Annotated in this window: 22 protein-coding genes; 4 read left to right on the forward strand and 18 right to left on the reverse strand. The window is 39.4% G+C overall.

The window, feature by feature from the left end; genetic code table 11:
* Positions 1-166: 166 nt before the first annotated feature.
* Positions 167-478, forward strand: a complete 312-nt coding sequence (locus JZO70_RS18045) for a DUF2316 family protein (RefSeq protein ID WP_207675071.1) — start codon at positions 167-169, stop codon at positions 476-478.
* Positions 479-527: 49 nt separating this feature from the next.
* Here JZO70_RS18045 and JZO70_RS22765 read toward each other — a convergent pair whose 3' ends face one another.
* The 3 genes from JZO70_RS22765 to JZO70_RS18060 form a co-directional block, all read right to left on the reverse strand.
* Entirely contained in the window at positions 528-635 is a 108-nt protein-coding gene (locus tag JZO70_RS22765; protein ID WP_207675113.1) for a type II toxin-antitoxin system RelE/ParE family toxin, read from the reverse strand.
* A 223-nt stretch (positions 636-858) separates the two neighbouring features.
* The gene (locus tag JZO70_RS18055) at positions 859-1,164 is read right to left on the reverse strand and encodes a type II toxin-antitoxin system RelB/DinJ family antitoxin (RefSeq protein WP_207675072.1); all 306 of its coding nucleotides are present in this window, start codon (positions 1,162-1,164) and stop codon (positions 859-861) included.
* Between the two features lie 99 nt (positions 1,165-1,263).
* Complete coding sequence (locus tag JZO70_RS18060) at positions 1,264-2,925, reverse strand: glycosyltransferase family protein (RefSeq protein WP_207675073.1); 1,662 nt, start codon at positions 2,923-2,925, stop codon at positions 1,264-1,266.
* A 513-nt stretch (positions 2,926-3,438) separates the two neighbouring features.
* Here JZO70_RS18060 and JZO70_RS18065 point away from each other — a divergent pair.
* Positions 3,439-5,007, forward strand: a complete 1,569-nt coding sequence (locus tag JZO70_RS18065) for an Nramp family divalent metal transporter (protein WP_242704008.1) — start codon at positions 3,439-3,441, stop codon at positions 5,005-5,007.
* A complete protein-coding gene (locus tag JZO70_RS18070; RefSeq protein WP_207675074.1) occupies positions 5,007-5,453 on the forward strand; it encodes a universal stress protein in 447 nt (148 codons plus the stop codon). The genes JZO70_RS18065 and JZO70_RS18070 overlap by 1 nt, the downstream gene beginning before the upstream one ends.
* A gap of 68 nt (positions 5,454-5,521) precedes the next feature.
* Here the strand turns inward: JZO70_RS18070 and JZO70_RS18075 are convergent, their stop codons facing one another.
* The 7 genes from JZO70_RS18075 to JZO70_RS18105 are packed head-to-tail and all read right to left on the reverse strand — an operon-like array spanning position 5,522 to position 11,087.
* Complete coding sequence (locus tag JZO70_RS18075; RefSeq protein WP_207675075.1) at positions 5,522-6,568, reverse strand: zinc-dependent alcohol dehydrogenase; 1,047 nt, start codon at positions 6,566-6,568, stop codon at positions 5,522-5,524.
* A complete protein-coding gene (locus JZO70_RS18080; protein ID WP_207675076.1) occupies positions 6,561-7,406 on the reverse strand; it encodes a class II fructose-bisphosphate aldolase in 846 nt (281 codons plus the stop codon). The genes JZO70_RS18075 and JZO70_RS18080 overlap by 8 nt, the downstream gene beginning before the upstream one ends.
* A gap of 12 nt (positions 7,407-7,418) precedes the next feature.
* Positions 7,419-8,549, reverse strand: coding sequence for an iron-containing alcohol dehydrogenase (locus JZO70_RS18085; RefSeq protein ID WP_207675077.1), 1,131 nt, complete (start codon positions 8,547-8,549; stop codon positions 7,419-7,421).
* 18 nt (positions 8,550-8,567) lie between these two features.
* Entirely contained in the window at positions 8,568-9,398 is an 831-nt protein-coding gene (locus JZO70_RS18090) for a PTS system mannose/fructose/sorbose family transporter subunit IID (RefSeq protein ID WP_207675078.1), read from the reverse strand.
* Positions 9,398-10,168 carry a PTS mannose/fructose/sorbose/N-acetylgalactosamine transporter subunit IIC gene (locus JZO70_RS18095; RefSeq protein ID WP_207675079.1) on the reverse strand — a complete coding sequence of 257 codons (771 nt, stop codon included), beginning with the start codon at positions 10,166-10,168 and terminating at the stop codon, positions 9,398-9,400. The genes JZO70_RS18090 and JZO70_RS18095 overlap by 1 nt, the downstream gene beginning before the upstream one ends.
* 15 nt (positions 10,169-10,183) lie before the next feature.
* Complete coding sequence (locus JZO70_RS18100) at positions 10,184-10,654, reverse strand: PTS sugar transporter subunit IIB (RefSeq protein ID WP_207675080.1); 471 nt, start codon at positions 10,652-10,654, stop codon at positions 10,184-10,186.
* Position 10,655: 1 nt separating this feature from the next.
* A complete protein-coding gene (locus JZO70_RS18105; RefSeq protein ID WP_207675081.1) occupies positions 10,656-11,087 on the reverse strand; it encodes a PTS sugar transporter subunit IIA in 432 nt (143 codons plus the stop codon).
* Positions 11,088-11,376: 289 nt separating this feature from the next.
* Between JZO70_RS18105 and JZO70_RS18110 the strand changes: the two genes are divergently transcribed.
* The gene (locus JZO70_RS18110; RefSeq protein WP_207675082.1) at positions 11,377-13,692 is read left to right on the forward strand and encodes a PRD domain-containing protein; all 2,316 of its coding nucleotides are present in this window, start codon (positions 11,377-11,379) and stop codon (positions 13,690-13,692) included.
* A gap of 92 nt (positions 13,693-13,784) precedes the next feature.
* Here the strand turns inward: JZO70_RS18110 and JZO70_RS18115 are convergent, their stop codons facing one another.
* The 8 genes from JZO70_RS18115 to JZO70_RS18150 are packed head-to-tail and all read right to left on the reverse strand — an operon-like array spanning position 13,785 to position 20,351.
* On the reverse strand, positions 13,785-14,387 hold the full coding sequence (locus JZO70_RS18115) for a P-loop nucleotide/nucleoside kinase family protein (protein ID WP_207675083.1): 603 nt from the start codon (positions 14,385-14,387) through the stop codon (positions 13,785-13,787).
* A gap of 13 nt (positions 14,388-14,400) precedes the next feature.
* A complete protein-coding gene (locus JZO70_RS18120; protein WP_207675084.1) occupies positions 14,401-15,132 on the reverse strand; it encodes a GntR family transcriptional regulator in 732 nt (243 codons plus the stop codon).
* 18 nt (positions 15,133-15,150) lie between these two features.
* Positions 15,151-15,915 carry an SDR family NAD(P)-dependent oxidoreductase gene (locus tag JZO70_RS18125; RefSeq protein ID WP_207675085.1) on the reverse strand — a complete coding sequence of 255 codons (765 nt, stop codon included), beginning with the start codon at positions 15,913-15,915 and terminating at the stop codon, positions 15,151-15,153.
* A gap of 14 nt (positions 15,916-15,929) precedes the next feature.
* Complete coding sequence (locus JZO70_RS18130; protein WP_207675086.1) at positions 15,930-16,403, reverse strand: PTS sugar transporter subunit IIB; 474 nt, start codon at positions 16,401-16,403, stop codon at positions 15,930-15,932.
* Entirely contained in the window at positions 16,375-16,812 is a 438-nt protein-coding gene (locus tag JZO70_RS18135) for a PTS sugar transporter subunit IIA (protein ID WP_207675087.1), read from the reverse strand. Before JZO70_RS18135 ends, JZO70_RS18130 begins: the two co-directional genes overlap by 29 nt.
* A gap of 17 nt (positions 16,813-16,829) precedes the next feature.
* On the reverse strand, positions 16,830-18,479 hold the full coding sequence (locus JZO70_RS18140; protein ID WP_207675088.1) for a PTS system mannose/fructose/sorbose family transporter subunit IID: 1,650 nt from the start codon (positions 18,477-18,479) through the stop codon (positions 16,830-16,832).
* 12 nt (positions 18,480-18,491) lie between these two features.
* Positions 18,492-19,493, reverse strand: coding sequence for a zinc-dependent alcohol dehydrogenase family protein (locus JZO70_RS18145; protein WP_207675089.1), 1,002 nt, complete (start codon positions 19,491-19,493; stop codon positions 18,492-18,494).
* A 9-nt stretch (positions 19,494-19,502) separates the two neighbouring features.
* On the reverse strand, positions 19,503-20,351 hold the full coding sequence (locus JZO70_RS18150) for a class II fructose-bisphosphate aldolase (RefSeq protein WP_207675090.1): 849 nt from the start codon (positions 20,349-20,351) through the stop codon (positions 19,503-19,505).
* Between the last annotated feature and the right edge of the window lie 217 nt (positions 20,352-20,568).

The following is a 20,568-nucleotide window of genomic DNA, read 5'->3' on the forward strand; positions in this document are numbered from 1 at the left end:
ATCTTATCATCGATTGTTTTGTTTTTATCGATTTAAGCATTTTTATCTTAAAAAGAAAAAAACTAGAGTTTCAGTAAAAAATTACGGCCGCGGTTATGAATTGTTCGACAGATTTTATTATCAGTAGTACCATCGATAAAAACAGTAAGAATAGGAAGTGAGCCCCATGTCTCTAACTCCACAACAAATGCAAGACACGATCCAAGAATTCCAGGAAAACCTAGCGCTTTCTGGTCTTTCAGTCGAAGAAATTGCTCGTGATCTCCATACTACCGATGAAAAAATCCAGCGAATTCTTCACCTGCAGCAACGTGCTTTGGAAGATCCCTGGATTGTAAAAGAATATTTGACTGAAAAAATCGAAGCCGTCGGCAAAATGCCTGTACCATTCACTGCGTTAGCGGGTGATTATCATCAGTATTGGTTTTTAAATGCTGGAAAGATTGATAAACGAAAGCTCAGTCGCGGGAATTCGTAATGCAAAACCATCGCCAACTTTTTTACGCTGGCGATGGTTTTTGGTGTTTTTAAAATAAAGCTGGATAATCTTGCTTATGATGGAGGACTCTGATAATTTTGACCAACTGATTTTCTTCTTCAGAAAGATACACAGCAACATACGGATCAAGAAACAGTAATCGATAAGCATACTCTGTTGATAACTACTGAGAAAGTTTGTTGTTTGCCAGCACACCCATATTCGGCGTTTGCTTCAAATGCTCAATCCGGTCGATCATCTTTTAAACATACTTTTCAGCAGTTGCCTCTTAAGATGAATAAGACACCACATAATCAAAAATATTCTGAAGATCTTTCACTGCTGTTTCGGAAAATTCAATAACTTTTGCCTGATCCATCTTACTCACCAGATTTAGCGAACAGCGCTTTTACTTCGTCAATATCGTAGGTCTTCTCCTGATTAAAAGACGCCAATCCTTTAGCGACTTCTGATTGCAACTTTTTCAATTGAATCGTTTCTTCGTCATCGTTTGTCACTTCAAAAGGCAGTCCGTTGTGGCGAACAATCTGGTCTAGAGTCATGTTGATGACTGTGCTCATATCTAATTGCATACTTTCGATAATTTCGCTCGCTTCCTTTTTCAACTGGCCATTAATGCGAACGCGAATGTAGTCATCTTTTGTTGCCTGTTTACTTGTAGTCATAAAAAAGCCTCCTTTTTACGTCATCGTACCCACATTGAGTCACTTTGTAAAGAATTACTTGCCAAAAAACCATCGCCAACTATTTGTTGGCGATGGTTTTTACCGTCTAAATTTTTTGATTAAAAAGTATGATGGAAAAACTAACCAACACAATAGAGTCACCCACAAGCTAATCGTTACATACGCCGGTGCTCGGAAGCGTAAGCGAACTGTATTTTGTCCGCTTTTCCCTTCAACCGTTGGCGTGCCAATTTCTGACAAGATCGGTGAAACTTTTTGTCCATTGACTTCCACCTCTGAACCAGCATACACAATAATCGGTACCTGCGTTTCACCAGACTCTGCTTGATTCCATTGAATAATCAACGAAGAGCCATCCACGGTTTTCTGGAAATCTGGATTTCTATCGACGATTTCTTTTTTGTACATATTGTAATTGTTGCGATCCGTTTCTTCATAAACCGGCAAATAATCCGGCGTACCTTTTTGCACCAGCTCCAGACTTTTTTTCAAATCCTTACTATAGAAAGAATCGCGAATCGTTTGATCATCGCCGTAAACATAGGTATGAATTCCTTCCTTATTGATGTAGGAATCCGTCTGCCAGCGCTGCAAATGATCGGTGGTGGTATACAAAATTTGCACCACTCCTAGCGCTACAACTACCATCGGAACAATTTGTTTCAAGCGTTTCGGCCAAACCACCGTCGAGAAAACTTGAGCGGCAAAGAAGGCGAACAACACCGTGAAAGGCGCAAAGAAACGAAACGGAAATTGAATCAAAGAAACAAACGGCACCTGTTCCTGCACCCAATCAGTCCACGGTAAAATATCGCTGGACAAAATCAGGAAAAACAATGACAAAGCTCCAGTTAAGTGAATCAACGGCGTCATCTTTTTGCGATTGTTTAAATAAATCGCCAGCATCGCACCCATTAACGGTAAAAAGGCGTAAGGATAAAACAGCCAATAGTCACTGCCGCTGTCTACCGCGAAATTCGACATCTGCTGGTTCACAAAGGGACTCAAAATCTCATTGTTGGTGTACAAATAGAACATCGATCCCCATAAATTGGCGGTCAGTCCCAAAAATAAAAGCACAGCCAAGCTGACATCTTTGATCAGCTTTGTTTTATGAGAACTCTTGATGAAGCTATAAACAAAATAGAATCCATAAATCAAAGCCAAAAGTAAACTAGAAAACAGATGAATCTGGGTCATCAAAGCCATCGCAAAGGCCAGCTTCACAATCGGAATTTTGCCTTTCTCCACCATATCCAATATCGGCAGCAGACACAATGGCAGAACCGCCGTGCCCCAGCTGGTAAATCCTTGACGCTGAATCCAATATTGAATCGAAAAAGTTGTCATGAAGAAAACCGCTACTGTGACACTTAGTCCTTGTGGCACGCGAGCCTTCTTCAGCAGATAATACATCGAGCTGCCCGACAGCAAATAAATAAAGAAATTGGCAGCGACTTGATAACGAAACCAAGTACCTGTAAGCAGCACCAGTAATCCATTCCAGTAAGCCCAAAGCGGACCATAAAGCACATTTACAATCCGGCCCGATTGCTGAAAGCCGTAAAAAGTAAGAAAATATTCAAAATTGCCATGTCTGATTTGCATTGCGGTATCATAAAACCGATTAAAATGAAAAACAGCATCTGACCCTACAATCATGTCACCGGTGATCAGGTTCGGCATAATAAAAAGCAGCGCCACCAACGGAATGATCAAGTAAGGAGAGAGTTTTTTCATAAAATCACCTCATCTCGGTTTTCATTATAAGCCACGCTTTTCCCAACTTAGTAATAAAGAGACTCGCCAAAAAGACTTTTTCAGCAATTTTTCGGCTTTCTTTAATGATATTTACAAAAATAGTGAAGAATAGAAATGGTGAGCTGGAAGACCGATGGTACAGCTGGTTTGAAATGATGGGAGCCCTATTCCAAACTTTCTAACAAGACATTTACTATTCGAACTAATATTTCAATCTTTTTGAAATATATAGGTCATTATTTCAACTTTCCTTCAACCAACTAATTCTTGCTAGTCTGTCTCATACTAAAATTATTACTCTAACATGACACCGATATTCAGTCCGAGATTTTAATTCAAATTTGTATACTAACACCTACAAATATATCTTCGGTAAGTGTTCAAACGAAATGATTTTTAGTTAAATTAGGCACACCATACTTTTCACTTTCGCTTTACCTTATTTAGGAGTATTATAGAATCGGATTGAGAGAATAGAAAGGTGGGATTCACTTGAGTAATCATCAAGCCCATAAAAATAAAGTATTAAATCATGCGAATGGACCTTCGCTGGAGGAGATCAACGGAACCGTGACTGTTCCGCAAGGGAAAGGCTTTTGGAAGACGTTATTAGCATATTCTGGACCTGGCGCACTGGTTGCAGTTGGCTATATGGATCCAGGGAACTGGTCCACTTCAATTACGGGTGGGCAAAACTTTCAATATTTGCTGATGTCGGTGATTTTGATGTCCAGCCTGATTGCGATGCTGCTGCAATACATGGCGGCGAAACTAGGAATTGTCACTCAAATGGATTTGGCTCAGGCGATTCGTGCCCGAACTAGTAAAAAGTTGGGGATTGTTCTTTGGATATTGACCGAGCTGGCCATCATGGCGACGGATATTGCCGAGGTTATTGGGGCAGCGATAGCTTTGTATCTACTATTTAATATTCCGTTGGCGATTGCGGTATTCATTACGGTTTTTGACGTGTTGCTGCTATTATTATTGACTAAGATTGGTTTTCGGAAAATTGAGGCGATTGTCGTCTGTTTGATTTTCGTCATTTTATTTGTCTTTATTTATCAAGTGACTTTGTCTAATCCTGTTTGGGGTGACGTGTTCAAAGGCTTTATTCCTAATAGCGAAACCTTCGCGGACAAACCAGCGATTGGTGGGCAAACGCCTTTGACTGGTGCGTTGGGAATTATTGGTGCAACTGTAATGCCCCATAATTTGTACTTGCATTCGGCGGTTTCGCAAACGCGTAAAATTGATCACGATAATGAAGATCGAGTTGCTGAAGCAGTGCGGTTTACCACCTGGGATTCGAATATACAATTGACCTTGGCTTTCTTAGTGAACGCACTTCTTCTAATTATGGGTGTGGCGGTTTTCAAAGCTGGCGCTGTGAAGGACCCTTCCTTCTTTGGTTTGTACGAAGCTTTGTCCGATCCAACTACTCTGAGCAACGGCATATTGGTCACGGTGGCAAAATCCGGTTTACTTTCTACCTTATTCGCGGTTGCATTGCTGGCATCGGGACAAAATTCCACGATTACCGGAACGTTGACAGGACAAGTAATTATGGAAGGTTTCATTCAAATGCGGATGCCGATTTGGTTGCGAAGATTGGTTACACGCTTGATTTCGGTAGTTCCCGTTTTGATTTGTGTGCTGATCACTCGCGGCAAAGGAACGATTGAAGAGCATGAAGCCTTGAATGATTTGATGAATAATTCCCAAGTATTTCTGGCTTTTGCGTTGCCGTTTTCAATGATTCCTTTGTTGATGATGACTGACAGCCGGGCGGAAATGGGCGATCGCTTCAAAAATAATTTGGTAGTGAAGATTTTAGGCTGGATTTCGGTCGTTGGTTTAACCTATTTGAACATGATTGGCTTGCCAGGGCAAATCGAAGGCTTCTTCGGAGATCACGCTTCAGCCAGCCAACTGATGCTGGCTGATTCAATTGCCTATGTGGTCATCGTACTGGTATTATTGTTGTTAGCCTGGACAATTTGGGACCTGTACAAAGGAAATAAACGAGTTGAGGCGTTACTGAAAGAAGGAAACCGTTAATGGAAAATCAGGCAGTCGCAGAAAAGTTTCAGTGTATCGTTACTGGAGTAGATACTTCGGAGAATGCGCAAAAAGCGTTTAAGTATGCAGTGAATTTTGCTTATCGTGAAGGGGCAAAATTAATCATCTGCTCGATTTTGGAAATTGACCAGTTCAGCGTTTATGAAGTGATGGACGAACAATTCATGGCTGAAAAACGCAAGGAACTGCTCCTTCAGTTGGAGGAATATCGCGAATATGCGCAGGCTCATGGTGTGAAGGATTTGGAATTGATGACCGGTGAAGGCGATCCTGCGGAATTGATTGTGAAGGATATTCTTCCCCAAACTAATGCGGATTTGCTGGTGATAGGTTCGCGGGCAACTCATGGGATCAAAGGGTATTTTGGTACAAGTGCTTCTTATATGGTGAAACATTCGCCGATTTCGGTGACGGTGATTAAATAATTAGTGAACTGCCTGTCGATGATGGGCAGTTTTTAAATAGCAAAAAAGAGGCCGAGGCCCCTTTTTTGCTAAAACTTGATTAGTACACGGTACACGTTCGGTAAACAGGCATGATCAAAAGCTGCCTTAGCATCTTCATAATCAAAAATTGAATCAATCATTTTTTCTAAGTCGATCCGTTTTGCCATAATTAATTTGGTGGCTTTCAAATTATCATGTACAGTTGGGTTTACCGTACCAATAATTTGGATTTCTTTGCTATGAATATAACCCATATCGACTGACGCTGGTTTTTTCATATCTTGTGAACTATAAGCAATAATTTTTCCTTGAGTGGTTAACAAGCTAAATAACGAATCCCAAATATTAGGATTAGCAACTGTATTTACAATCACGGTTACCCCTTTTTGCTGTGTGATTTCGTTGATACAAGATTCAACGGATTCTTCCATCGGATTAATTACATAGTCAGCACCTTCTACTTGAGCAAAATTCCGCCGTTCTTCATCTCCTTCACTTACTATAGTAATAGCACCTCTTAATTTCGCTAATTGTAAATGAAGCCAGCCCATGATTCCAAAACCTATAATAAGCACGGTATCACCGAACTGAATGTTGGCTTTTTCAACACTGTGTATACAGCATGCCAATGGTTCTGTTAGAGCAAATACTGGTAAATCCTCTATTTTTGGCGTGATTTTGATCAATTGCCAAGCTGGTACAGCAATGTATTCGCTCATTGCTCCTCCAACAATTGAACCGTCAAATTCAATTTTTTGCAGTTGCTCCTTTTGATGTTCACATTGAGTTCCACGGCCGCTTTGACAACTTTCGCATTGATTACAATAGTTGAAAGTAAATACTGAATAATCACCTTTTTCAAAACCTACCACTCCATTACCAACTTCAATAATTTCACCGACGTTTTCATGACCACCTAGAAAAGGATAACCATAGTCACGCTTCCCTTTATAAACACGCTGTTCAATTGTACATAATGAAACATAGTGAACTTTGAAAAGGACTTCGTAATCCCGTAACTTTGGTTTTTCTAAATTTATATTTTCTACAGACCCGATTTTTTCAACACTAATAGCTCTTACTAATTCAGTCATTCAATTCACCACCCATACCCTTACTGCCCAGAATTTCAATATAGTGTTTTAGTTTTGCTTTGTATCCATCAGCTAAATAATTGTACATTTCATAAGCGCCGTCTCCAGATATATCTTGTTTCAACAAACTTTCAATAGCAGCCTTTCGTAAATCATTGGACAAATTTACTTTGCAAATTCCTAATTTAGCACAACGGCTCAAATTTTCGTCACCAGATCCTGACCCTCCATGCAAAACTAAGGGAACCGGAATTTTTTCTGTCAGCTCTTCTAAGAGCTCAAATCGGATTTTTGGAGTACCTTGATAAACACCATGAGCAGTCCCAACTGCTACAGCTAGACAATCTACATTTGTTTCTTTGACAAATCTCACAGCTTCGTCGGGATCTGTCAGCATTTGCTTACCATCAACAGCATAATTTTGCCCTACACCTACGTGTCCTAATTCAGCTTCTACTGAGACCCCTAAAGCATGGGCAGCTTTAGCTAATTCTTTCACTTCAGAAACATTTTCATCAAAACTAGATTGAGATCGATCAATCATAATTGAAGTGAAGCCCGCTTGAATACCTGCCATGCAATCTTCAAAGCTACCGCCATGATCCAAATTAATTGCTACTTTAACTTTTGCTCTTCGGGCTAAATCAGTCGCGATTCGTCCAAAGTATTGTATATCTGGATTATATCCACAAATATGTCCAATAATGACTGGAGAATTCATTTCTTCAGCTGCTTCAATTGCTGCACGTAAATTGTGTTCGTTATCTACATTAGGTGCTGGTACCGCGTAACCACCAACTTTTGCCTCATCCAACAGTTCTTTCATAGTTACTAGCATAATATCCTCCTTTTACAAAGCTTCCTTGTAGAGCTGAACAATTTCTTCATCAGAAAAAGTGACTGGATAATTGGTCAGATAATCCATACTTTGAGCTTTAACGTTTTCAACGAGAATCGGAATATCTTCTTCTTTCATCCCTTCCTCTTTTAAATGAACATTTAGATCCAACGCATCCAACAAATTCATAATTCTTTCCGTACAATCATTTTCATCCTTCCCACCTAATAATTGTGATATCTTAGCAAATCTCTGAGGATCAGATTGATACGAGTGTTTAAATATTACTGGAATTAACGCTGCCATTCCTCTTCCATGAACAATATTTCTCAATCCACTAACAGGATGTTCTAGTCCATGTCCTGGCCCTAAGCCAGAAATGTCCATCGCCATTCCGGCCAATGTACTAGCTAATGTTACATTTTGCCATCCCAGTTCATATTCATAGTCTTTATAAAGTTCTACCAAGTTTTCGCCTAAAAGACGAATACTTTCTAAAGCTAATAGCTGAGTAATTGGCTGTCCTCTTTTTGATAGATACGATTCCATTGCGTGGGTTAACGCATCAAAACCTGCAGCTGCCAGCACTTGTTTAGGAAGCGTCTTCATCAAATTCGGATCAACTAAAGATATTGTTGGTATCATTAAGTCGTCGCCAAACGGCAATTTGTCTCCAGTTTCAGGATTATTTAATAAAGTATAGCGATTTACTTCACTGCCTGTTCCACAGGTTGTCGGAATCAGTATCGTTGGTAGTGCCTCACAACCAGTATTCTCACCTAACACGTAAGTCAAAATGTCCTCACTGTTTTTGGCAGCAAAGGCTATTGCTTTAGCACAATCCATAAAACTACCTCCACCGATTCCCACTACAATATCGCTTTTATTTTGTTTTGCTAACGTTGCACCTTCTCTAACCGAATCTAACGTGGGATTTTCTGCTACGTTTGTAAAGACTGTGGTTTCCAATAGATTTGCCCTTAATTGATCTGCTATTTTATCAATAAACCCGGATTCAACTAGATAACCCTCACCTGTCACTAATAAAACTCGACTACCTAAATTTTTGACTAAATCAGGTAAATCGTTGATTTTGCCAGCACCAAAGTACAAATCCACCGGCAAATGATAGATAAATTCCATGAGTTCCTCCTTATTATTCTAAGCAAAAATTCCCAACAATCCGAATACTAGTCCAAACAAGATAAGCGCAACTAACATGTGAGTAGTTTTCATCTGTTTTTTTCGTAACAAATAGTAAACACCTAATGTCAATGCCAATGGAAGCAGACCTTTGATCAATTGGTCTAAAAGATCCTGAATTACCAATTCACCCTGTCCAAGTGAAACCGACAATGGAGAGCTTATAGCTACAAATTGAGAAGCTAATGCACCAATTACAATCGCTCCCAATGTTTGAGCAAAAGTTAAGACTGTTTTAAGCAGATTACCCGACATCAGCTTCAAAATTCCTTCTTTTCCTTTTTCATATCCTAACATCCAAAGCTTATACGAGATTGCTAACATAATAATGAAATGTGATAAGAAGAATAAAACCGGTCCCATCAAAATATTTCCTTCTGCTCCGAAAGCCAATGTAAAGGACAGCAATATAGGAATAATCGTGCCTTGCCACAGGGTATCTCCAATCCCAGCTAACGGTCCCATCAACCCTGTCTTAAAACTATTAATTCCTGTGTCGTCAATTCCACTTGCACCGAGCTTTCTTTCCTCTTCTAAAGCAATTGTTATGGAAAGTATGGCACAACCAAAATTTGGTTCTGTATTAAAAAATTGTAAATGGCGAGTAATAGCTTTCTTCATTTCTTCTTTATCGTCACTATATAATTTTTTTAAAGCCGGCGTCAGTGCATTTACTACTGCTGTAGATTGTAGTCGCTCATAATTGTAATTAGAGTGTGAAAAAAACGTCCAACGCCAAAAGGATTTCGTAATGTCTTTTTTTGTTAGTAAAGATTTTGACTTCTCCATTAAGCTTCACCTTCGCTTCCTTTAGATGTAATCATGAATTTTGTGTAGATGTATGAAAGTACGGCTGCAAAAACAGATATCGGCAGAATGCTCAAACCCGAATACATAGAAAACATAAAACCTAGAACAAAGAAAACAATTACTCCTTCGGAATTTAATGTTTTCAAATTCATCGCGATCCCTAACGCAGGTAGAATTCCACCAATAAGACCTAGAATTTCCAAAGGCTTACCATCTAAAATCTCCACCATTCCAGCTACGTAATCTGCTCCAAAATAAACTGCAACCATCACTGGGATAATAGTGATAAGAGCCAAAAATATTTGCGGTGGAATTACATGCAAGAAATTAACACGATCGATGTCGCCTTCTTCCGCTGCTTTATCTGCCATATGCACAAAAGAAATATCCACCGTCATATGAACGACCCAAACCACTGTTCCCAATAAACCTAATGGAATAGCAAGAGCAGCTGCGGCTGTAGGAGAGACTCCAGATAAAAGTCCAAGTGCAGTTCCTAAAGTTCCAGCAATCCCCGGATCCATTGGCAAAGTACCTCCAGCACTGATAAAAGCTAAATAAGGAAGATTAATTGCCGAACCGATAATACACCCTTGAACAGGATCACCTAAGATTAACCCCACAACTGTTCCAGAAACCATTGGACGCATCATTGCCATACTATTATTGGACGTCAACCAAGGTGTGCCGCTAATTCCCATGTAATAGACACAACCAATCAAAAATGCTTGTAATATATTAACACTCATCGTTTGTCTCCTTTCTTATAAAAGATTTTTTACTGAAACAGACTTTTGATCCGGAATTACTTGAATTCTTACCTCTACTCCATTATCTATCAATTTTTTTAAAACTATCTTTTCATTCTCTGAAGCAGAAATATTTTTATAGAACGATTTCCGCTCAGCACTAGCTCCCATACCACCAACTACAATCTCTTTCAAAGGAATACCACGTTCAATTAATTGCAAAAATGTTAATGGTGACTTTACTAATAAAATCAAATCATTGAAATTGTTTTCTGACAAAAAACTTGTAGCTTCTGCAATCGTGAAAACGTCTAATTGAATACCATTTGGAACTGCCATACTGATAATTGTCTTAGTAAATTCATCATTTGCAGTCTCGTCGTCAATGATTAGAATGTGTCTAGCTCCAGTATATTGCAGCCACGAAGTCATCACTTGACCATGAATCAACCGATCATCCACACGTGCTAAAGTTATTTTCCCCATCTTAATCCCCTCTTTTCATCATATGTTTTTCAAATTCTTGTCTGAAATCCTTAATCCCCTCTTTCCCTACATTGACAACTGGTTGCCAAAGCTCGTCCAAAGTAATACCCATTTTGCACAAAGTGAGACATTCAATCACCATTGGCAAATTGACACCTGAAATAATACGATAATTCACATTTTTCAAATCTTTCATTTTAATCGTAGTCTGATTATATGGACTGGCTCCAAATAAATCGGTGAAAATGACGATACCGTCTTTTGAAGGAAGGGACTCGATTTTGGCAAGAATGCTATCACCAAACAAATCGATTCCAGTTTCTTGATACAATGAGAACGTGTGTAAATTTTCGCTCTCACCCATAATTAATTCAACGGCATCCTTGAATCCTTCAGACAACGAGCCATGAGTAGCTATTATTATTTGAATCATCTTATTCCTCCTTTTCATTATTCGCTTTCATGAACGCTTATTTAATGTTAGTGTAAAAGCCCCTGCTCCTTCCGTCAAACAACGGAAAAAACGCACACTACACCTAATGTGCTTAAGAAAACACCTTCATTTTTGTGAAATTTCACTTCGTTAGACTAGTATATGTACACACCTAGCGACAACTCCTCACACTTTTTCCTTTTTTCGATAAAACGACCTATACTCTAGAGTCAGTGTGTATTAAAATGTGATTAGAAAGCACTAAAATGTACTGGAAGGAGATAAAAATATGGCGAAAGATGAACGATTACTAAAAAAGATAGAAGAGCTAACCGCTGAAATGGTCCTGAAAAACAATTTAAAAGATTCTTGTGCTGATGCTACTAACTTATCTATTGATTTACACAATGATCGATCAAATATTTCACGTAAATTAAATCAGTTATTTCGAATGAACTATTTAATTAAGGTTAATGGACGACCAACATTGTACTTCTCGCGTAAAGTACTGGAAGAAACTACAAAAATATCCCATATACCAGCGAACTTCAGCAGCGTGGCAGAATTCGAGTATTTTCTTTACAACGATCATTCCGAAAAATTATATGTGGAGGATTTTACTGATTTATTGAAAAAGGTTATTGGTTCGGGGAAAAATGAAACTTTGTCAGAAACTTATCGTCAACTATGTTTAATTCACCACTATCCAAACCATAAAATGAATCTTTTGCTTGAAGGCGAACGCGGTACTGGGAAACATTTTTTACTGTCAACTTTTGAAAAAACTATCCGTGATAGCTTGAAATTTGTAAAAGAGGCTCAAACAATTATCTTAGATGTCTACAGCAATGATGAAGAAAAACTTAACTATCTCGTACAAACGCTGTCACTAACCTCAAAAGACAAGGTACACTTAGTTTCAATCGAACATTTACATGTACTAAGTATCGCCAATTTAGAATACTTTTTAAATTTGATATTAAGTCTACAAACGGAATCTAAATACCTGGTACAATTTGTTGTTACTAGTGAAACTTTGAGTTTGGAGAAGAAGAACCTTGTTAAAAAATATCTTCCAAATTGCATTAGGATACCCACTTTTGATGAACGAACACTAAAAGAAAAGATGATGTTTATCCTCAACTTTCTTCAACAAGAATGTGATTCCTTAAATCAATCTTTTTGTGTGTCTAAAAACATTCTTACCTGTTTATTGATTTCCAGCTACAAAAATAATTTGACTGACCTTAGAAATGAGATCATGTATGCTTGTGCCAACGCGTATTACAATTTTACTTGTTTCCCAACTAACTCTAGTATGATTGATCTTCAGTTTAGTGATTTGTCAGATGACTTATTGAATAATATTCCTGATGTAACAGGAGAAGCTGAAAGAGTTAAAACAGTCTTTAAAATTATTGGTGAGAGTGACTTATACTTTTTGGTTAACATTCCCCAACAGTCACTTGCTTTATTGGAATCTACTCGTGTAGAAACGAATCTTCACTTAGTTTCTGATCAGAACATTGAACGAAGGATGACCGAATTAGTACAACAAACCCTACTTTCAAAGGAAAAATCTTTTGTTATCAACAATCAAAACTTTGATAGTCGCTTATTCGATTTTACAAATGACATACTGGAATCTTTCTCCATCCATATCGAAAAGAAATTGATCCAATTATTAGTTCACTCAATCAGACAGTTTAGAAATAGTCGATCAAAAAAAGAATACTTATTGGATTTCCAAAGAAACAACCCTGTAATAGATCAAGCAGCAAACACAATAACTGAATATTTAAAAGATAACTACACTAATGAGAAACTAGATTTTTTCAACTCCTACATTTATTGCTTTCTTTCAATGACAAATCGTTATGCACTTGATAACGTGGTAGTAGTTTTTATAAGTCAAGTTGAACATGTAGCATCTTCTTATAAGAGCTTTTTTGCAAAGAAATATTCCCAGTTGCATTTTCTGTCATTTTACATGGAGAATGCTTACTTAGATTTGACACAAGAAAGTTTGCTTCATTATCAAACTGAAATATTAAAACAATCCAAAGCTGCCAAAATAATTCTTATTACTGATATTGAATTACTTAAACAGTCAGGCAAGCAATTGTTTAATAAGCTTCCTAGATTACAAATTCACTACCCGTTATCCCTAATAAAAGTTGAGGAAACATGCAGTTTATTGCTTAATACTTCGAAAAAAGTTTCAAATGAGAATAATGCTGCTAGTGAGAAGCTTTCTAGCAAAGCACTATTAGAGTATTTAAACAATTCACTAATTTTCTTGAATCCAGAAAAAGCTTTTACTCTGCTTACTCAAGTTCTTACTAGTATTTGCCAAAAGTTAGACATAGATATTGACGATGAATTGACTCTACATTTTGTTAATCATGCAGCTTTTATGGTGGAAAGAACTATCCGTAATGAAACTTTACCCTATAAAAGTAAAAAAGAAAGTACTGAAGAATATGCTAGGATTTATCAAGTTGTCAAAACAGAACTTGAGCTTTTGAATAACGTTTTTGCTATTACAATCCCCCAAAACGAACTTGCTTTTACATCAGAAATTTTCTATAAATATTTTGTTTAAACAAGCTTAAAAAATATTTATTTCGTAGTTTTAAATCAAAAACAAGCCGAGTAATTCACCCATAATCACATGGCAAATTACCCGGCTTGCTATTATTCTAACTTCTTCTTTAACTGCTCCATCAATCCCTCATAATCCACTTTCGAAAAATCAGTCACATCTACTTCATACAAGGTTCCCAGCGAAAAGCTTTGATAACCTCTTGTCGTGCATCGGCTAATAAATTCATCATAGGTCAGTAGATTATCAGCTTCCTCAGGATTGACGGTTTTTCCTTGATGATATTGCCTAACAATGTGTCCTAAGTGGCGATTGTCTTTCGTATCTCGCAGCTTTTGTCGCTCAAACAGCACATCCAAGTCAGCGATTAAACGAATCGTAACGACTTGATAGGAGTAGACTTTACACAAGCAGCTGATATTCTTCTTTTGTTTGTCGCTAAATGGATAATCCGAAATCAGACTGACCTGCTGCTTGAACTGTTCTTCCATGGCCTGATAATAATCGGACCAGCTTTTTTGAATCAACTCTTCTTTTTCTTCCAACGTATCAAACCCATATTGATCCCAGTTTTTTTCTTTAAATTCATCTGGAGATAATAATTGAAACTCTGGAAAACACTCAATAATCTGCTTGGCTAAATAGGTTTTGCCAGTGCCTGGATAACCGGCTAATAAAATCAATGTTTTTTTCATCACATTCATCCCCTTAAATGGTCAACTCGATTTCCAAGTGATACTTCTCTGCAATATAGTAGGTGTCCACGTATTCTCGGGGATGATCCTCCACATCAAAAGAGACGCGTTTGATATGAAGGAGAGGACTGCCTGCTTCAACTTTCAATAGCAGGCTCAACTTTTCGTCGGCAATAATTGAATAAATTTCTTGCCGAGCATACGCCCACTGAATGTTATAGGTTTTCTTCAAAAATACTCGCAACGATTCTTTCGAAAAATCCCGTTGCAGGATTGCTGGAACGTAAGACTTCTCGAAATAATTAATCTCCAGATAAAAAGGTTCCTCATCGCCATACCGAAGGCGCTGAAGGCAAATCAATTCAGTGCCTGCTTCAAGATTTAAAATAGCAGCGATATCCGTTGGTGCTGGAATGGTCTCAAAGCTGATTAATTTCTTTTGCGAGACAACGCTGGCCTGCTGAATTTTCCGGGTGTAATTAACAACTCGATGGGGGGAATGCTTTGGGCGAGTGGAAACAACCACTGTGCCCAAGCCCCTTTTCTTTTTCACGAAGCCATCATTTGCCAGCATCTCCATCGCTTTGCGGGCGGTAGCTCGGCTGACATGATAGGTTTTCATCAATTCACTTTCTGAAGGAATCAGATCGCCAATGACATAAGTTCCGTTGCTGATTCCTTGAAACAATAAATCGTACAATTGATAATACAATTGCTCCCGACCATTGAAATCTAACTCTGCCATACTACCGCCTCCTGTCTGCTAGTCCATCCACTCTCCGCCAACTAGATTAATCGACTGACCGGTTAAATAGCTGGATTGATCGGTAACTAAAAAGACAGCGGCATTAATGACGTCTTGCAAATCCACCAAACGATGCATCGGAATGTTGCCTTTGAAATAGTCCATGACTTCTTCCGGATCAAGATTACGTTTTTTGGCATACTGATGCTTCAATTTTTCCCACATTTCGGTATAAACAATTCCTGGACAAATCGAATTGACACGAATATTTTGATCAGCAAATTCTTTGGCAATCGATTGGGTCAGACCTTGTACCCCAAATTTACTAGCACAATAAATGGTTTGCCATGAGCTGGCTTTTTTGCCGGAAAGTGAAGACATGTTCAGAATCTCTCCCCCACCGGTTTTCAACATGCGCTCAATGGCAACCTGGCAGCATAAGAAGGTGGCCTTCAAGTTGACATCCATCGTCAAATCCCACAATTCTTCACTGCTTTCCAAAAATGGTTTCATTTCGGAGACTCCTGCTGAGTTCACCCAAGTGGTCAAGGGGCCAAACTGCGCTTCCACCTCATCAACAGCCGCAGCAATTGCCTGCTTGTTTGTGACATCAACTTTATAAAAGGCTGCAGTTGGTTGGTTGATTTCAGCGACTAATGCTCGCCCTTTTTCTTCATTTAAATCAAATACTGCAACCTTTGCTCCACGATCGACAAAAGCTTTGGCCATAGCGGCCCCCATACCGCTGCTGCCGCCGGTTATTACAATGACTTTTCCATCCATTTTCTTTTGCTCCTCTAGCTCAAAAATTTAGCTACATCTGCTGGCTTGTCTTGCGGCATTACTTGAACGAACACATTCACGTTTTTAGCGATTAACTGTTTGAATTGTTCATTTTCTTCCGGACTGGTGGAAATATTTTTATACAAGACATTACGGTCTTTTCGGGTACCCATACCGCCGACATCGACTTCTTCGATTGATATGCCATGGTCAACTAAATAGTTTAATACATCCGGACCTTTTACTAATAAAATAGTTGGCGCATCTAGACCTTGGCTGAAGAACTGTACGCCCTCTTCTTTGGTAAAAATGCCAATCGCAATTTCTTCGGGAATCGCCATTTCTAATACCTCGATCATGTATTCATCGTTGGCTGTTCCGTCATCGACAATCACTACCTGATCGGCACCTTTATTTTTAATCCATGCGGTCATAACCTGTCCATGAATCAGACGGTCATCAATTCTTGTTAATACTAAGTTTTGCACGCTGCTTCCGCTCCCCTCGCTTGATTACCTTACCTTGAACACCCAATGAACTTTCTTTCGTTGCTTTTTCGACTAATTCGTCCAGCGTCATCTCGTCTGAGTTACCTAATGCCAATGTCAGCAGCATCGGCATATTCATACCGGAGATTAGCCCAATTTGAAAATCCTTTGCCAGATAAGCAGCGCTTTGGAAAGGTGTGCCACCGGAAATATCTGATAAGATAATGTAGCCTTTTTCCTTGTCCATTTCGCTTAATACTTGTGTCAATTTCTCGCGATAGCTTTCGGGTGATTCGCCGGGAATTAGCGGCACTGCGCTAATTCCAAACGTATCTCCAGCAATCATTTCCAGACTTTTCAGCAAGCCGACACAAAATTCTCCGTGACTGACTAATACAATATTGCTCATACCTTCACCTCAATTGATTAGGCTGCGTAGCCTAATATTCCTAAATAGAATCCTAAAATGCCGACTACAAAGATAGCCACAATAATCCAAACCGTACTAATTTTGCGTTTCAACATCCACCAAACCAGCAAAGTAATCCCTAATGGAATCAAACCAGGTGCCAAAGAATCCAAAACATCTTGAATTTTTGTGACTCCTTCTCCTACAGTCACTGCCAGCGGGGTGTTTACCGCTACCCGAGTTGCCGCCATCGAACCGACTACCATTAACCCCACGATACTAAATGAGTTTATAATGCGATCAATCGTGCCATTTTTCAAAATTTTCAATAGCGAATTTTTCCCTTGTTTATAACCTGTCATAAACATAAAGTAACCGCAACCAAAAATCAATGCTTCAAACACCACAAAGGACAAGATCGGACCTAAGTAACTGCCGTCCAACGCCATCGAACAACCAATCCCGAAAATGATTGGGAACAAGATTCCTTGCATGACCGTATCACCAATTCCGGCAACGGGTCCCATTAATCCGGTACGAACTGCGTTAATATCTTTTTCTTGTACATCTTCACCGTTTGCTCGAGCTTCTTCCATTGAGCAAGCAATCCCATTGATAATTGGTCCAATCGTAAATACTTCAGAATTGTAGAAGACCATGTATTTGCGCAATTCTCTTACTCGTTCTTCGTTTGTATCATACAACGCGCGAATCGGCGTAATCATTAAGTTGGCTGCCCCTAACGCTTGCAGGCGTTCATAGTTGTAGCAAGCTTCGGTACTAGTGGTCCATAACCAGGTTTTAACCAAGGTATTTTTCGACAATTTCTTTTGATATTCAACCACAGGTGCTGCTTCAGCTTCTTTTGCCACTTCAACTGTTTTGACTTCTTTCGTAACCGATAAGCGTTTGACTTTTTTCTTTTCGGGTTGTTCGCTGCCTTTATTGGAATTCAAGTACATCACAAGGGCAATAATTGCTGAGAAAATCGAGATGGCTGTTAAGCTTAAGCCGGAATAAACGGTTAAGAAAAAGCCGCCGAAGAACCAAGGAATCAAATTCCGTTTGCCTAGATAATTTAATAGCATCGCAATCCCAAGTGCTGGCATGATGCCGCCCACTACTTCTAAGGCACTGATGACATTTTCAGGTACAAAATTAATCAGCTGTTGTGCCCAGCTGCTGCCAGAGTAGACCAACAGGAAGGCTGGAATTCCATATAATAGAAAGGCCATACAAAAGGATGGCACAAAGTTCATCAAACGAACACCGCTTAGGTTACCTTTGTCTAATAACTTGTCGGCTTGGTGAATCCAGGCTGCGTTGACTGTCATATATACTTGATTCAATAATAGCCCTAACATACTAAATGGAATGGCAAAGGTTACTGCCATAGTAGGATCAGAATCGGATAAAATCGTCATGGCTGTACCGAAAATCCCGGCAACAATCGTGTTGCTGGGCATGGTGCCGCCGGCGGAGATCCATCCTAAGTAAATCAACTGAATATTGGCCCCCGCCAACATCCCCGTCATCGGATCACCCATAAAAATACCAACTAAAAATCCGGTTGTCAGTGGATAAACCAAACATTTTGTTACTGGACCAAAGAACCACCACTGACCCATTGTCGCTAATAATGCAACTAAAATTGCTGATACGATCATCTTTTTTCCTCCTTAATTTCTATCTAAATAAACCATCACTTTTCCTTTTTTCGAATAATTTAAGTTTTGAAGCTCTGTCCCGATTTCTTCCAGGTTCAACTCGGCACTAATAATTTTTTCAGTGTCCAGACGACCGCTTTCCAACAACTTGACTGCCCGAGCCGAGGTATGGGGATTTAAATAAGAAGTATAAATACTTAATTCCTTGGTGTAGGCTTCAAATTGATTAAAGCTGACTGGTTGATCCGGATCACCTAGGCCAAAAAGCAGAACCTTGCTGTTCTTCCCGGCGATTTTGATGGCCTGTTCCATGGTGCTTTTCAAGCCGATGCATTCTATCACATAATCGATATTTTCTGCTTGGCTGATCGCTTCGATCTCCTGGTCGCTTACCGCCTGATCAGCCCCTAACTCCAAGGCTAATTCTCGTTTCTCGGCTTCACGTTCCACCACGATAATTCTCCCGGCACCCGCCAAGTAGATCAGCTGCAGCATCAAAGAACCAATTGCTCCCATGCCATACATGACGACGGTTTTGCCGCTTTCGATCTGAATCAAATCCATCCCGTGAATCGCACAGGATAAAGGCTCAGTGAAGGCTGCGGTTTTTAAATCCAATGAATCCTTAATAGGATAAACATTTTGCTCCGGCGGATATACGTATTCGGCGAAGCCTTTTGCTACGCCATGGCGTGTTAGACAAAAATTCGGGTGGCCTTGCTGACACCATTTACATTTTCCGCAACCGTAGCTAGGATCACAGGCTACACGATCCCCAGGTTGAAAGTATTCACATTCTGGTCCTACTGATTCAACTACTCCCGAACATTCGTGGCCTAAGATAATCGGTGGAATGACCACACTAGCACCGTTTTTCCCTTGGAATTTATGAACATCGGTCCCACATAAGCCGCACCAAGCTACTCGGATCTTCACTTCATCTTCAATTGGTTCTCGATCAGGAATATCTCTGACTTCGTAGGTATAATCACCTACATAATATCCAGCTTTCATATCCATCCCTCAATTATCTAAATTTTTGAATAATTGAATCTTCCGTTCGACAATTGCTTGAATTGCATCTAAACATGGCATCACATTGTCCCGATTGGAGACATTTTCTTTGTTTGCTCCATAGCAGTCTTTGGATTTTTTATTCCAGCCGACTAACAATTCGGTTCCTACATTGAATTTGCGGATACCTAAATCAATGACTCGTTTCACATCTTCATCTTTGACGCCGGTTCCGCCGTGAATGACTAAAGGAACGTCAACGGCCTGCTGAATTTTTTCCAACTGCTCAAAGCTGATTTCGGTTTTTGATTTGTATTGTCCATGATTGGTGCCGATTGCCACCGCTAATGCATCAATACCGGTCGCTTCAACAAATCGAACCGCATCTTCGGGATCAGTATAAAAGACTTCATCTTGGGTAACGACGATGCCGTCCTCTGTTCCACCTACAGTTCCTAATTCAGCTTCAACACTTACGCCATATTCCTTGGCAAAATTCACTACCTGTTGTGTGCCTAAAATATTTTCTTTAAATGGTAGTGAAGAGCCGTCAAACATGACTGAACTGTAGCCCGCCAAAATGGCTTTACGAATTTCACCAAAATCTTTGGCATGATCCAAATGCAAGACAACATCTACACCATACTCGTCTGCCATCGATTTACAAACAGCGACCAAATTTCGGTGGCCGACATAATTTGCCGTTCCACAGCTGGTTTGAATAATCACCGGTGTCTTTTGCTTTTCTGCTCCTTTGATAATGGCTGGCAGCATTTCCAGGTTATGGGTATTAAATGCTCCGACTGCCATATTCAACTTATCTGCTTGACTCAAAACCTCTTTCAACGTTACGTACATGAATCTTCCTCCTCTTAGAGTGGTGCGCCATTTTAGCCGGGCCCGGCCAAAAATGGAATATCATAATATACGTATATTTGATTCATCTTCATCATAGCTTGAACAAAAAGTGAATACTATAGCCTCACCAGGAAAACCTTTACAGAAAAAAGTGCAAAACAAGTGTATCTTGAAAATCTATCCATGGTAAAATATGAGAAAATGAAGTTCATCAAAA

It is taken from the genome of Candidatus Enterococcus moelleringii (genome assembly GCF_017377575.1).
GTDB lineage: Bacteria > Bacillota > Bacilli > Lactobacillales > Enterococcaceae > Enterococcus_A > Enterococcus_A moelleringii.